The organism is Streptomyces sp. WAC04114 (assembly GCF_019733245.1).
In the GTDB taxonomy this organism is placed as follows: Bacteria; Actinomycetota; Actinomycetes; order Streptomycetales; family Streptomycetaceae; genus Streptomyces; species Streptomyces massasporeus_A.
The window spans coordinates 1-12,245 of record NZ_JAIGQA010000065.1 but is presented as its reverse complement, the minus strand read 5'-3'; the positions used below and the strand labels follow the sequence as shown (position 1 = coordinate 12,245).

Genomic DNA, 12,245 nt, shown 5'->3' with positions numbered 1-12,245 from the left:
AGAGCCGCGTTGGGCGATGCCGGGACAGGCGACGTACTGACGGAAAGGTGCGTTGGCGTCCTCGGGGGCGCGGCGGGTGGTGCGCGCGCCACCCGGTAAAAAGTCAGGAGCTCTGCCAAGAGAACTGCGGCCGGAGTCCTCTTCACTTCATAGACGGCCGGATTCTTCCCATCGGCCCCGGACGCCCGAACCGAAGGAGCAGAGCATGAACAGGACGGACAGGTTGACTGAGCCGTTCAACAACACTGGTGGGCTGCGCCATCGGGCTCCTGGCAGCGCCCAGGCATGGGGCATAGCGGCGGCCGGGGGGTCGAGGTCTGAGCACCCGTGCCGGCCACTGACGCCTCTAGCAGACACGGAGGTCCCGTGGCAGACGTAGCGCATTCTCACCAGACCTGGCACGACGCCTACACTGCCTGTCGCAGTGAGCTGACGCGGTGGGCCGACCGTGAGCTGGCTGCAGCGCGGATATGCACGGGCAAGGTTCAGGCGAGGACATCGTCCAGATGGTGTTTACCCAGGCCTTGGGCACCGGCAGTGAGCCGGAACAGCCGCGGGCTTATCTGTGGAAAGCCACCCGCCGCGAGGTTGTCCGACAGATCCGACTCCGGCGTCGGCAGGACGCTGGTCAGCAGGCGGACGACTACCTGGCCGAGCTATGCGTCGACGACTTCAGCGACCGCACGAACCAGCAGGTCATCGTGCGTCAAGCCGTGGCAGACCTCCCCCGCCGTCAGGCCGAGGCCCTATGGTCGACCGCTGTCCTCGGATACACCCAGCAGGAGACAGCGACACTGATGGGCACCAGCCCTGGCACCGTAGCCAAGCACCGTTGGCGGGCATCGGCAACATTGAAGAAATCCCTGCACGCAGCTTCCCTCGGCCTGGTCGCCGCGGCTGCCCTACTCAGTGGCCTTGTGACGAGGAAACTCGAACCACAGATGCTGCAGCGTTGTGGAAACACGTGATCTTCCGCTGTCGAACCACGGTGGACAGGCAGACCGGCCCGACCCGTACGATCTGTCCGAGCCCGAAGACGCAGCCGTCCGCGCAGCCCGCGAGGAAGCGATCCGGGCTGCAGAAACGCGCGTCAGAGCACACGTCCTGCAGACCTACGAGGAAATCGTGCACGCCCGGCACATACACGCCACCGCAGAAGACGAACAGCTCACCGCAGCGCGGCGGCATCTCGCCGCGTCGAAACGCGCCAGCCGTCAGGCTCTGCTCACCGCACGGCAACTGCTCTTGCACCACCGGCAACAGTCAGTGCTGAATGCCTGGGGGTGAAAGCCCGGCATGCTGTGTCGGTGGGAGGTGGCCGGGGCGTCACGCAGATGCGACCCCAGAGGTCGGCACGATGCCCCTGGCTGCTCTCGTCTTCTTACCGGCCGGTTGCCGTCTACTGCGAAGGCGGGCGTCGGCAGGTTACTGGCTCCTGGGGGGCAGGGATGTGCCGGAGCGCAGAGGTGTAGTGGTGGACGGAGCGGGTGGGGGTGGTGCGTCGTAGTCCATGTCCTCGTCGGGTTCCCAGCGGGTGACTGGAGCCGGGGGGAAGAGCATGTCACGGGCTTGGCGGGCGAGTTCGGCACGTCCTACGGAGTCAGCGAGGTAGTTCTGGCGAGGCTTGCCGCCTGTGTGGGCAGCTAGCCAGGCGCGGGTTCTCGCTTCTCCTTCCGCTTGGATGAGGGATTGCACCAGGGCGTGGGCTTCGTGGAGGCCGGCCAGGGAGGCCGCGTTGGGGTGGAAATCGCCCTTGATCCAGTTGTAGTAGTTGCGGAGGTGGCCCAGAAGCCGGGCGGCTTGTGCGGGGGAAACGCAAAGCCAGCGGGCGATGTCGCGGATGGCTTTGACGGCGGCCTGCGTGCGCTGGCGCCCGGGGTCGGCAGCGGCCGAGGTGTCGTGGGCGGCCTCTTCCTGCGGGGAGCTCGTCCAGTCGGGTGTCGGGCGTTGTGCGGCGGCTGGGGGCAGGAGCCGCTCGGTCACGGTGAATCCGCCGTGGACCATGGCTGCCCACGTCTGCGACCAGGTCTGCGGCTGCTGAGCCTGCAGGAAGCGCGGCAGGTCGCGGCGAATGGTCTGGGCTGCTGCCTGGGCCAGCTGGAGGCTGCGGTCGGGGCCGGGCGGGTGCATGGTCACGGGTGTCTCGTCGATGCACCAGTCTCTGCTGTAGGCGCCAAGCACCCCTTTTGCTACGTCCATCGTTGTCCCCCTAGGCGTAGTACGTGCGCAGGTCTTTGGTGGTGGCCCAGACAAAGGCGCTGCGAGCCAGGCAGTGCAGGTGTTCGAGCGAGGCGATGATGGCCTCGGTGTCGAAGGTGCGCTGTTTTTGACGTGAGCAGTCGCTGTCCAGGACGTAGGCGAGGCCTTCGCGGAGCTGGAAGCCGTGGCGCATGACAATGCGGTGGGCTGGCTCGGGCTGCAGGTCGACGACCTGCATGGCGGCTTGCAGGTCGGCGCCAGCGGAGGTGTAGAGAGCGTCCTGGTAGAGGGCGTCGCTGATGAGACTGCGCCAGTCGGCGGGCTGGGCAACGTCGGGGTGCTGCAGTTGATTGACGTAGCGCAGGCCGATGCGCTGTTCGATCTCCGGCTGGACGGTGGCCTGGACGGCCTCGACCAGAGTGCGCGCTCTACGGAGGAACGCCTCCCAGCCCGGGTAGCAGGAGGTCTCAATGGTGAAGTGGTCTGCCTGAACGGTGACGCTCCACTCGCCGTCGACGGATTGCATCCGCCAGCCACGCGCGACGGTACCAACAGGCGGGGCGGACGGAGTTTCGGTGTCCGCAAGGGGGGCGGGCAGGGGCTGGTGCTCCTCGAGTCGGGTGTCCCAGCCGAGCGCGGCGTCGATAGCCAGGGCCGCAGCGGGGCTGCAGGCCGCTGGCAGGGTTTCATGGCGGACTTGGCAGACCACCAGGGAGACCGGGGGACGGGTGAGGTCCAATTCGTCCACTGGCAGGGCGGAGGGTTTGGCGTTCATGCCTTCCCTCGCTTCCTCGGCCAGCCGTCACGTGGGGTTGGGCGACAGACTTTCACGAACTTTCACTCCCGACTATCTCGCGCGGCAACCTGCTCGTCAACACAAAACAGGCAAATTGGTAATTTGGACTATTAATGCGTCAACTGTTGCTGAGATCGCTGTGCAGGCGCCCTAAGACGGTCAGCTGCAGATACTCGGCGGCCGGATAAGTGGAGAGGTCGGCAAAGACGGGGCCTGTGATCGTCAGACCAGCCATGGCGGCCTGCTCACGCAACCCGTCCACCGCGACCTGCCACCACTCCCGGCATTCCCCGCTGACCCCTCCCCCACTGATGACAAAGATCGCCAGCCGGTGGGGGTCCAGACGGCTATCCGCCTGCACCGCCCACTCGCTCACTTCCTCATCGATACGCACACCAAGCTCTTTGTTCTCAGCAAAGAGCCTCTGGAACGCCAGCTGCAGCGGACGCTGCACATGGTCGATGAAGACCTGTCCCATCGCAGGACGGTCCCTGACCCAGGCCAGTGCCTTGCCGAACTGGTCACGCTGCGCTTCGTTATCGAAGACCTCCACCGGCTCCTGTCCGGCGAGCCAGCTCTTTTCGACCGGCTGGTCGTAGCGCAGGTCAGCCACCCACAGATCGCTCTGGCTCGCGGCCAGGGCCGGCAGGTACACGAAGTGCCCGACCCTGTTCCGGCGAACGTGTCCCTGCTGCCCGCGGTCCATGCGCTCAAGGTTGACCACCGGTGCGACCTGGACGAAGGGCTTCTTCGGCTTCTTCACACCCGGCTCGGCGATGTCACAAGTCGCCGTCGTGATGATCGCCCACTGGGGCGCCTGGCCCTCGGGGACCTGCATGACCATCTCGCCCTTGAACTGACCGCTGGCGGCAAAAGCGGCCGATACCGAGTTCAGCGGTTCCTGCACGCTTCCGTAGAAACTGAACGTCGGCGCCGCGACCACATGCCCCTGCACAAAGCGTTCCAGCTTTTCCCAGATACCAGCCGGCCACGACTCACGCGCCGGCACACCATCCACGAAGCTGCCCAGGCTCATGGCGCCCCCGCCCCCCTCAGCCTCGCAAGAAGGCCGGTCTTGCTGTCCGTACACCCCGCCTATGCCACTGAGTTACCCCATCAGCACGAACCGTTACCCTAGGGGACTCGTCGACACGCGCGCATCCAGCCCGGCCATATCAGCCAGCCGCACCCCAGCGACCAGCGAAAACGTACCGCCCCTCCACACTCAATCACCCGAACAGGTGAATCTGTCACGCTGTAATTGCACCTGCGGCGTAGGCGCCAGGTCACCCTTCTCCGGTGGCGAGCCGACGCGCGGCGCGACAGATGCTGTCGCAGCCGGGCAACGCGCTTTCTCTGCCGGTGAGACGGAGCATTCATGGCCGAACCGGCTCGAGGCTTGAGGGTGGGAGCACGCCGAGGCCTGCCAGCAAGCTCAGCAAAGTGCGCAGTACCCGTCGGGCTTGACGGGCCCTCCGAGGCTGGATACGTAGTGCAGGGTAGGGAAGCGAAGGAGCGTGCCGGCTGAAGATAGCGATTTCTTCGTAGACCGGTGTGTTCTGCGGCTTCCTGCGAGAGATCGGAAGCCGGCTGAACAGGCCCGTTCTGATGGACCTGGAAGGCCACTATGGCCATCCAGTGCTCGGCTTCGATGTCGAGCCGATCAAGTCGCTCGCAGACCCTTAGGCCAGGTGGCTGAAGCGCGAGCACCGCGAGCCACCGAAACCGGACGAGCCGGAGAGCCGTATCGGGTCGCGGAGTATCTGGCGACACTCTCGCGCGAGAAGCGGCTCAAGCAACGCCGGAGGGTCCGTGACCGCCTCGTCCTAGCTCGCCCCCAGGTTGCCGAGCCCCTCGCGGAGTAGAGGCCACCTGGCCCAGGCGGTTCCCCCGCTCGCGAGGGCAAAGCCCCGACTGCGCTGTGGCGGTCGGGGCTCGGAACCGCCCTCGTGGCGCGCGTGAGCAGTTCGACGCGGCGCACATACTCTTGTGCGCTCCCTTTGCTCCAATGCGCGCTGGACCGAGAGGGTTTGACGACTTACATTCCCCACAACGGAGGCGGGGACCCGTAGGTATCCGGGGCGAATCGGCAGGTGAAGACCGCAGGGAGGCAGTCAGCCCGCCGTAGGGCGAGAGTCGTCCGAGTCCGACAGCTAACCCGCTAGGCGCCCGCGACCACTCAGAGCCGAGTCCGTCAACAACGTGTAGCCACACGTGTCGATGAGACTTGGAGAAGACGCATGTTCGTGCTTCCTTGGCTACCCCTTCGGGCGGTAGCCGCAGTGACGGCCACCCTGTGCGCTATCGGCCTCATATGCATGATCCTTCTTATGGGTCCCACGTGGCTCCTCTGGCCGTTCTTGTCCTCGGACCGGAGGTCGGACCTCCTCCGGCTGGTCACCGCGTGGACGACCTGGGTCACAGCCGTACTCCCGCCCCTGTCCACGTCAGATGACGGGCAGCGCCCCCAGCCCGACGGACCAAAGCGCAAGCGGCGCTAACTCCGAACCCGCAAGGTGACGTCCTTCAAGAAACATATGGGCGCCCGGACTGGCACAGTCGCCTTGAGTCCCTGCTCAGCAGACCTGCCGCTCCCGCTCCGCCGAGTAGAGGTGGCTGTCGCGGAACTGCTCGGCCCCCAGCGTCCGCCCGACCATGATGACGGCGGTACGCAGCACGCCCGCCTCCTTCATCTGTGCGGCGATCTCGTCGAGCGTGCCCCGGATGATCAGCTCGTCGGGGCGGGAGGCGTACGCGACAACGGCGGCGGGGCAGTCGGCGCCATAGTGCGGCAGCAGTTCCCCGACCACGCGGTCCACGTACTTGGCGGCCAGGTGCAGCACGATGAGCGCCCCGCTGCAGCCCAGGGTGGCCAGGTCCTCGCCCTCCGGCATGGCGGTGGCCCGGTTGGCGACCCGGGTGAGGATGACGGTTCGGCCCACGGCCAGCACCGTCAGCTCCCGCTTCAGTGAGGCGGCGGCAGCCGCGAAGGCGGGCACACCCGGCACGTTGGGCACCCCGGCCGCGTCCAGCCGCCGCATCTGCTCGGCGACCGCTCTGAACACGGACGGGTCGCCGGTCATGGCCCTCCTCGTGGGCCCGGAGCAGCTCGGCGGTGATCTCGTCCAGGTTGAGCTGCGCGGTGCCCACCAGACGGGCGTCGGGCGGGCACTCCGCCAGCAGCCCGCGCGGCACCAGGCTGCCCGCGTAGAGGCAAACGTGGCACGCGGCGAGGGGCCTGGCGCCGCGCACCGTGATCAGGTCGGCGGCACCGGGGCCAGCACCGATGAAGTACACGGTCATCTGTCTGCTGGCGCCTGGTACTGGATCCTGCGCTCCTACCAGCAGCTCAGCTCGGCCAAGTTCCGAGTGATCAGCGCACTGAGGAGCGGCTGCCCGCCGGCCCCTGGTACCGCGCGGAATGGACAGCTGTCGGCGCTGGCAGGGACGGGTCTCGCTACCTACCCATGCCCCTTGTCGAGCAGTGCGTACCAATCCTCTTCGCGCTCGCCTATCTCACCCTCCTGGTGGACTTCTGATCACCCAAAAATGTGACTGGCCCCCGCCCCAGCTCGCGCGGGCTCAACGGCACGGCCCTCCCGCCGCGCGCACCGCTGTCAGCTCGAGCGGCCCGTCCCTGAAAATGCCGGGGACCTCAGGCACCGCCCAGCTCCCAGGACATCGGAACTTTGAATCCAGCCTGCGGAGGTACCTGAGCCGCCCGGCCCCCTCGGGCCGGGCGGCGGAACCCAACACCGGCACCAACCACGCTTCCTTATTCTTGATCCTCATACCGCGAGGCTGTCCTGGGCTGATGCCACTTGTCCCTCCCCTCGTAGCGTGAAGACTGTGACTGCAGGGGAAGTTGAGAGGAAGTTCGATCCGGAGTTCCGTGAGGGGGCTGTGCGGATCGTCACGAAGACCGGCAAGACGATCGCGGAGGTCGCTGAGGATCTGGGGATCAACGAGACCACCCTGGCGAGCTGGGTCTCCCGTGTCCGTCGGGCAGGGACCGCACCGGCCGGCGGGAATGACGAGCTGGAGCAAGCGTGCCGTACGGCTGGGCGGCGATCTTTTGCAGACCTCCGTGATCACCTGATCGACAACGTGGATGTCGAAGAACGCGCACGGTCGCGCCTTCCACGCCCGCTCCAGGCCCTCCGTTCCCCTCGTACTCGTTCATTGGCGCGGCGCGAGACCATGCTGGCTGCAGTCCTCAACGAGTGGCTGCGACCAGCATCCCCAGCAGCACTAGGCGTGCAGCGCGCGCCGCCAGCTCGCATAGCCGATGGAGACGGCGGCGAGAGTGGTCGCGAGGTCGGCCGCATTCAGGTGTGCGACCAGGATGAGAATCACGCCCGTCACCAGCGTCGCCACAAAGGCAGCAAGATCGTGAGTGGTGGTCCTGGCCTGCTTCGGCTTACGTTCAGAGCTCTTCATGACGAGGTCCTCTCGTTTGGGAGGAACGTGTATCCCTCCTCTCAAACCAGCCTTGGGGGTTGCCGAAGCGGGTGACGCAACGCGCCCAGAACAGACGAGAGATGACGTATAGCCCTATCGCCCCACGGCCTGACACTCTGTTGGGACAGGGTGAGACAGTGTCTCAAGATGTCAGGTGGACCCATTGCCTGAGGGGAGTGCGATGGAGCAGCCGAACGCCGCAAGACGTCCGCTTTCGGCTCCGCGCCCTTCGGTTCCTGAACTCGTCTCTGAGGTGAGCCTTCTGTACCGCGAGGCCGGTAGTCCCTCCTATCGTCGGCTGGAAGTGCTCATCGCACGCAACGACGAGGCTCTGAGCCGGTCCACCATCGGACGGATGCTCAGGGGCCATCACAACCCACGGTGGGGTCGGTGGGACAGTCTCATCCGCTGCTTAGCCGAGCAGTCGATCTACGTCGAACACGACGTCGATATACTGATCAAGCGACTGCACTCTCTCTACGTGGGAAGTGGTCCCGGGACGGGCCAGGCACAACAGGACAACGCGCCACCGCCATTGTCGCCGACTGCAATTTTTGACGCCCAGTCGGAGCAGGCTGTGGCAGCCGCGTGGCGGGACGCACAGGTGGAGATCGCGTCGGCTCGAGCAGCAGCGGCCGCGGGCGAGGTCGCAAGCCTCGATCACGAGGAGAAAACCGACCAGTCAGAGGCCGTCACACCAGCCGAGGCCAGGGCGGATAATGGGTTCGACTCCGTCGCCGCGTCGACGCGGGTGCGGTTGACTCTGACTCTGTTTCTTTACTCAGTCTGTGGCCTGCTCGCCGGAGGGGTGGTCAGCGCCCTCGTCAGCAGCCAGGTCCTGGGCGGTTGGGCCCCGACGGGCCCTGTTGCGGGGATCATAGTAGGACTCTTCACAGGAGAGGTCATGGCGGGGCTCGCCCGACACCAAGGCTCAGACTCCTTAGCAGTACGGCATCCCACCCCTGGCCTGACGGGGGTCGGGGGCCTCGTTGGCCTCGCCGCGGGTACCGCCGCCTCCGGGGCTGGTGCAACGCACTTTGTTGAAGGTCTACTCCTCGGCTGCGGGGCCGGAATCGCGATGGGCGCCTTGATGGGAAGCATGGTCCTCGCCGGCCGGGCGTTGAACGCAGGCTTTTGTGTAGACGAGGTACGAACGTCGGCAACTGATGATGCATCAGATATTACGGGGCCGTGAAGTTCGACGAAGGGAAAGGATAGCCATGACCGAGGCACGCGGCCATGTGTTGGTCATCTACATCGTTGCGGATGAGTCAGGGTCGATGGCGCCGTGGCTGGATGATCTTAACGACGGGATCCGGAGCCTTGCGGCCACGTTGCTCGGTGAACCGATGGCTGCCGCCAAAGTACGCATTTCACTACTCGGATTCTCTGACGACGTGATCGAGCGGAGCCACTTGATGGACCTGCGCACGTCAGAGCTGCCGGATCTGTGGGAAGCACGGGGAAGTACCAACTTCGCCGCACTCTTCGATGATCTCGCCGAGCGTATTCCCAGGGACGTGAGAGAGCTCAGTTCAGCGGGCTACCTTGTCCACCGACCGGCCGTCTTCATGCTTACGGATGGCAAACCGAACGGAATCGACAACTGGGAGTCAGCTCACCGACGACTCGACCGGAGCATCATGCCTGCCTCTCCCAACATCATCACTGTTGGAATTGGAGAGGCCGACCCGTACGTCATCAGTGCGGTGGCAACATCGCCGGATTTCGGCTTCATCGCCAACCGCGGAATGGACGTAGGTCAGGCTCTGTCGAGATTCACCACTTCCCTCACCAAGAGCGTGATTGCTTCGGGGCGCTCATTGTCTTCAGATGCTCCCCAGCTGGTCGTCGACAAACCGGAAGGCTTCACCGTGGCAATTGATGTGATCTGATGCGGTCTGAGTCCACCGAGCGCATCGAGGAACCCTCGCCTGTGCCGCGTTCGCCGTTGGCTCTAGGCCGACCTGGAATAGATTTCGAGCCACGCCCGCCGACCCGCAGCTCATATCGGCCGGACACCATCTGCGATGGCTGGTCGACCGACCGGATGACACTGCGTCTGGCCTCGACACGCGGCCCCGGCCACCGCTACGAGGGGCGTCCCCGTGAGGACGATGTTGCCGCGTTCTACGACGCCGACCACGACTCCTTGGTCTTCGCCGTTGCCGACGGAGTCTCCGACGCCTCCGACCCACATGTGGGGGCTGCGTTGGCCTGCCGCAGCGCGGTAGATGAGGCGCTGAGGCAGATCGCTCTCAACGCAGGCGTTGTCGACTGGGGACACCTGTTGCGGAGTGTCGCGTGGCAACTGGTTGAGCATGCAGCGAAGATGCTGGGCGCTCCAGAACCGGATCCTGCTGCCGCGGAGGGGATGCTGGCCTCTACTTTGATCGCAGGAGTCGCACGTCCTGTGCCAGGCGGTCTGGAGGTCGTACTCGCCCGAGTCGGCGACTCATCGGCATGGACGCTTGAGAAGGGGCGCTTCACACCGCTCTATGCGAACGACCAGCCGCTCGACATTGTCAGCACGGAGGTGGTCGCGCTTCCGCGAGTGCCGTCAGCCATTGAGGTGTCGACAGTGCTTCTGCCATGGGAGGGAGCTCTCGTGGTGGCGACTGATGGGTTCGCCGATCCCCTCGCGGACGGAAAAAACCTTGTGGGCGACTTCTTCGCCGAACATCTGGCCACCCCGCCGAATCCGCATGACTTTGCGTATCTCCTGGACTTCTCCCGGGAATCATTCGAAGACGACCGGACGATGCTGGCGATCTGGGCCCAGGACCGAGAACGGGACTGACCGTGAGTGACGTACTCCCGATTGTCCGTTTCGGGGATCTCGACATCGGAGCCGTTGTCGGCCAGGGCGGGGTGGGAACCGTCTCGCGGCTACACCATCCGCCAGCTGAACTTCCCGGGCTTCCCAGGGATCTTGTCTTCAAGCACTACGTGCCGAGCATCAGAAGTCAGGTCGACGATGCGGCTCTGCGGCGTTTCATCGCGTTCCCCGCCAGTTTGGACACAGCGGACGCCGATCTCATCCGTGAACGCCTGGCCTGGCCGCTGGCAGCCGTGTACGAAGATTCCAGGATTGTCTCCGGCTTCCTCATGCCAGGTGTTCCCCCGCGCTACACCTTGGACATCCACGGACGTTCGAAAGCAGCAGGCATCGAATTCCTCCTGAACGGCTCGGACTATGAGAAGCGCCTCGGGATCGCCCTTGACCGTACAGCCCGGCTTCGCCTCTTGCTCGACCTGTGTCGGCTCATTGCACGTCTCCACACCATCGGCGTTACTGTCGGCGATCTGTCGCCGAAGAACGTTCTCTTCTCGCGAGCTGATGAGCCTCGCTGCTATCTGATCGACTGCGACTCGATGAGCATTCGAGGGGCACACGTTCTACCTCCGATCGAGACACCTGGCTGGCAAGTCCCCCGCGGTGAGGATCTGTCCACCCCAGCTTCTGACTCCTACAAATTCACCCTCATGGCCATCAGGCTGTTCGCTCAAGACCAAGACACCCATGACTTCCGGGTCTTGCACAAGGTGTCGCCCGCTCTTGGGCGTCTAGCCATGGCGACAACCACCGCCCCTCCCGCAGCCCGACCGCAAATCAGCGCATGGGTGGCACCGCTGGAATCCGAGCTCGAAGCCTCGGCAGAAGCAGCTAGCCAGACACTGCCTCAGCGCATGTGGAGGCCCAGCCCGACGGCTTCCAGCAGGCCGCAGTACCGGCCCAGCCAGCCTCGCCCTGCGAAATGGTTCAGACGTCTATCGCCGCCGCGTGCCCCTAAAGCCCGGCTGCTGCTCCTTGCCGCGCTCGTGGTCATCACGCTGGTCGTGCTTTCCCTCACCCACACGCGCTGAGTGCCGGAGTAGGACGCGGAAGCCATCCGCTGCAGCCAACCGCTGCCAGGGCGCGTCTTCGGTAGTGGGTGGGTTCGGTCAGCGGGGCCGCGAGGTGCGGATCTCGGGGTGGAGGACGTGCGCGTCCGGGTAGATGCGACCGCTCTCCACCAGCCATTGGTGGACGGCGGTGGTGACGTCGCCGGCTGCGGCATCCACGCGGCGGGCGAGGTCGGCGGCGCCGAAGCCGCCGGTCTAAGCGAAGCCGTAGGAGCGTTCCTCGGTGTGGTCGGCGCGCTGGATGACGTCGCGGCGGATGCCGGGTGAGTCGGTGCGGCTGCCGGAGGCGTGCAGGTAGGCGGTCTTGGCGGGGCGGACGGTGAAGGCCGGGACTGTAAGACGTTCGGTGTAACTCCCGATCATGGAAGATGCATCGATGACCAGTGAGAACGTGTCCGGATCCGCCGGTCTTGCCGGACGCCTGCTCGGTCCACCACAGATGGGTGATGTGTTCGTGCGTGGTGCCGCCGGTCGACAGGCGCACCGCGGTGATCTGAATAGCCATCGTTCTTGATTCCTGCCGGCGAGGTTCCGACGGCGCCCGCGGCCGGCGCCCGAGATCCGCGATCACCCCTGGGTGGGGTGCTTCGCCTGGGACGGACGATGAAACTCGCGGGTAGGGGTGAAGTGGTGCAGATGGGAAGCGGCGAGGCGTCAGTCGCAGTCGCGACAGCGGTCGCTGCCTGCGGGGAACATCGCAGGCGGGTGCCGAATGAAGCATCCTGGGCAGAGGCGCTCAGTGCCCCGGGGCGGGCAGGCGCAGCGGCCGCAGTCGGGGCACGGGGGGATGCGGCAGCTTGGACAGGCGGGGTCGAAGGAGCGGTACTCCTCGTCGCAGTTCGCGCAGATGTAATCGCGTGACTGGGGTCCGGTGTCGGGGGTG

General features: G+C 65.5%; 11 protein-coding genes, 2 pseudogenes and 1 riboswitch. Of the genes and pseudogenes, 7 read left to right on the top strand and 6 right to left on the bottom strand.

Annotation, left to right across the window (positions count from 1 at the left end):
- Nucleotides 1–470: 470 nt before the first annotated feature.
- Entirely contained in the window at nucleotides 471–968 is a 498-nt protein-coding gene (locus K4G64_RS18860; protein WP_260460646.1) for an RNA polymerase sigma factor, read from the top strand.
- The gene (locus K4G64_RS18855; protein ID WP_221757185.1) at nucleotides 955–1,287 is read left to right on the top strand and encodes a hypothetical protein; all 333 of its coding nucleotides are present in this window, start codon (nucleotides 955–957) and stop codon (nucleotides 1,285–1,287) included. Before K4G64_RS18860 ends, K4G64_RS18855 begins: the two co-directional genes overlap by 14 nt.
- A 138-nt stretch (nucleotides 1,288–1,425) precedes the next feature.
- Here the strand turns inward: K4G64_RS18855 and K4G64_RS18850 are convergent, their stop codons facing one another.
- From K4G64_RS18850 to K4G64_RS18835, 4 genes and pseudogenes are all read right to left on the bottom strand, one after another.
- Nucleotides 1,426–2,199 (bottom strand): hypothetical protein, encoded by a 774-nt coding sequence (locus K4G64_RS18850; protein WP_221757184.1) that lies wholly within the window; start codon nucleotides 2,197–2,199, stop codon nucleotides 1,426–1,428.
- Between the two features lie 10 nt (nucleotides 2,200–2,209).
- Nucleotides 2,210–2,974: a TIGR04255 family protein gene (locus K4G64_RS18845; RefSeq protein ID WP_221757183.1), complete on the bottom strand. Its 765-nt coding sequence runs from the start codon at nucleotides 2,972–2,974 to the stop codon at nucleotides 2,210–2,212.
- A 139-nt stretch (nucleotides 2,975–3,113) separates the two neighbouring features.
- The gene (locus K4G64_RS18840; RefSeq protein WP_221757182.1) at nucleotides 3,114–4,031 is read right to left on the bottom strand and encodes a hypothetical protein; all 918 of its coding nucleotides are present in this window, start codon (nucleotides 4,029–4,031) and stop codon (nucleotides 3,114–3,116) included.
- 1,006 nt (nucleotides 4,032–5,037) lie between these two features.
- Nucleotides 5,038–5,159, top strand: a riboswitch (cyclic di-AMP (ydaO/yuaA leader).
- A 412-nt stretch (nucleotides 5,160–5,571) separates the two neighbouring features.
- A pseudogene (locus K4G64_RS18835) lies at nucleotides 5,572–6,298 on the bottom strand (cobalt-precorrin-4/precorrin-4 C(11)-methyltransferase).
- Nucleotides 6,299–6,835: 537 nt separating this feature from the next.
- Between K4G64_RS18835 and K4G64_RS40235 the strand changes: the two are divergent.
- Nucleotides 6,836–7,024, top strand: a pseudogene (locus tag K4G64_RS40235) (transposase); the annotation flags it as partial.
- A gap of 222 nt (nucleotides 7,025–7,246) precedes the next feature.
- Here K4G64_RS40235 and K4G64_RS40230 read toward each other — a convergent pair.
- Complete coding sequence (locus tag K4G64_RS40230) at nucleotides 7,247–7,435, bottom strand: hypothetical protein (protein ID WP_260460645.1); 189 nt, start codon at nucleotides 7,433–7,435, stop codon at nucleotides 7,247–7,249.
- Between the two features lie 202 nt (nucleotides 7,436–7,637).
- On the opposite strand from K4G64_RS40230, the gene K4G64_RS18825 reads away from it, so the two are divergent.
- The 4 genes from K4G64_RS18825 (at nucleotide 7,638) to K4G64_RS18810 (ending at nucleotide 11,323) form a co-directional block, all read left to right on the top strand.
- Nucleotides 7,638–8,651 (top strand): hypothetical protein, encoded by a 1,014-nt coding sequence (locus K4G64_RS18825; RefSeq protein WP_221757180.1) that lies wholly within the window; start codon nucleotides 7,638–7,640, stop codon nucleotides 8,649–8,651.
- Nucleotides 8,652–8,676: 25 nt separating this feature from the next.
- The gene (locus tag K4G64_RS18820; RefSeq protein WP_221757179.1) at nucleotides 8,677–9,351 is read left to right on the top strand and encodes a hypothetical protein; all 675 of its coding nucleotides are present in this window, start codon (nucleotides 8,677–8,679) and stop codon (nucleotides 9,349–9,351) included.
- A 155-nt stretch (nucleotides 9,352–9,506) separates the two neighbouring features.
- A complete protein-coding gene (locus K4G64_RS18815) occupies nucleotides 9,507–10,256 on the top strand; it encodes a protein phosphatase 2C domain-containing protein (protein ID WP_221757178.1) in 750 nt (249 codons plus the stop codon).
- A gap of 2 nt (nucleotides 10,257–10,258) precedes the next feature.
- Nucleotides 10,259–11,323, top strand: a complete 1,065-nt coding sequence (locus K4G64_RS18810) for a lipopolysaccharide kinase InaA family protein (protein ID WP_221757177.1) — start codon at nucleotides 10,259–10,261, stop codon at nucleotides 11,321–11,323.
- Between the two features lie 234 nt (nucleotides 11,324–11,557).
- Here K4G64_RS18810 and K4G64_RS40225 read toward each other — a convergent pair whose 3' ends face one another.
- Entirely contained in the window at nucleotides 11,558–11,725 is a 168-nt protein-coding gene (locus K4G64_RS40225) for a hypothetical protein (RefSeq protein WP_260460644.1), read from the bottom strand.
- Nucleotides 11,726–12,245 lie beyond the last annotated feature (520 nt).

Bases quoted from the DNA above. Each gene is read 5' to 3' on its own strand.
- K4G64_RS18860 (WP_260460646.1), top strand. From the start codon at position 471: ATGCACGGGCAAGGTTCAGGCGAGGACATCGTCCAGATGGTGTTTACC.
- K4G64_RS18850 (WP_221757184.1), bottom strand. From the start codon at position 2,199: ATGGACGTAGCAAAAGGGGTGCTTGGCGCCTACAGCAGAGACTGGTGC.
- K4G64_RS18845 (WP_221757183.1), bottom strand. From the start codon at position 2,974: ATGAACGCCAAACCCTCCGCCCTGCCAGTGGACGAATTGGACCTCACC.
- K4G64_RS18840 (WP_221757182.1), bottom strand. From the start codon at position 4,031: ATGAGCCTGGGCAGCTTCGTGGATGGTGTGCCGGCGCGTGAGTCGTGG.
- K4G64_RS40230 (WP_260460645.1), bottom strand. From the start codon at position 7,435: ATGAAGAGCTCTGAACGTAAGCCGAAGCAGGCCAGGACCACCACTCAC.
- K4G64_RS18825 (WP_221757180.1), top strand. From the start codon at position 7,638: ATGGAGCAGCCGAACGCCGCAAGACGTCCGCTTTCGGCTCCGCGCCCT.
- K4G64_RS18820 (WP_221757179.1), top strand. From the start codon at position 8,677: ATGACCGAGGCACGCGGCCATGTGTTGGTCATCTACATCGTTGCGGAT.
- K4G64_RS18815 (WP_221757178.1), top strand. From the start codon at position 9,507: ATGACACTGCGTCTGGCCTCGACACGCGGCCCCGGCCACCGCTACGAG.
- K4G64_RS40225 (WP_260460644.1), bottom strand. From the start codon at position 11,725: ATGATCGGGAGTTACACCGAACGTCTTACAGTCCCGGCCTTCACCGTC.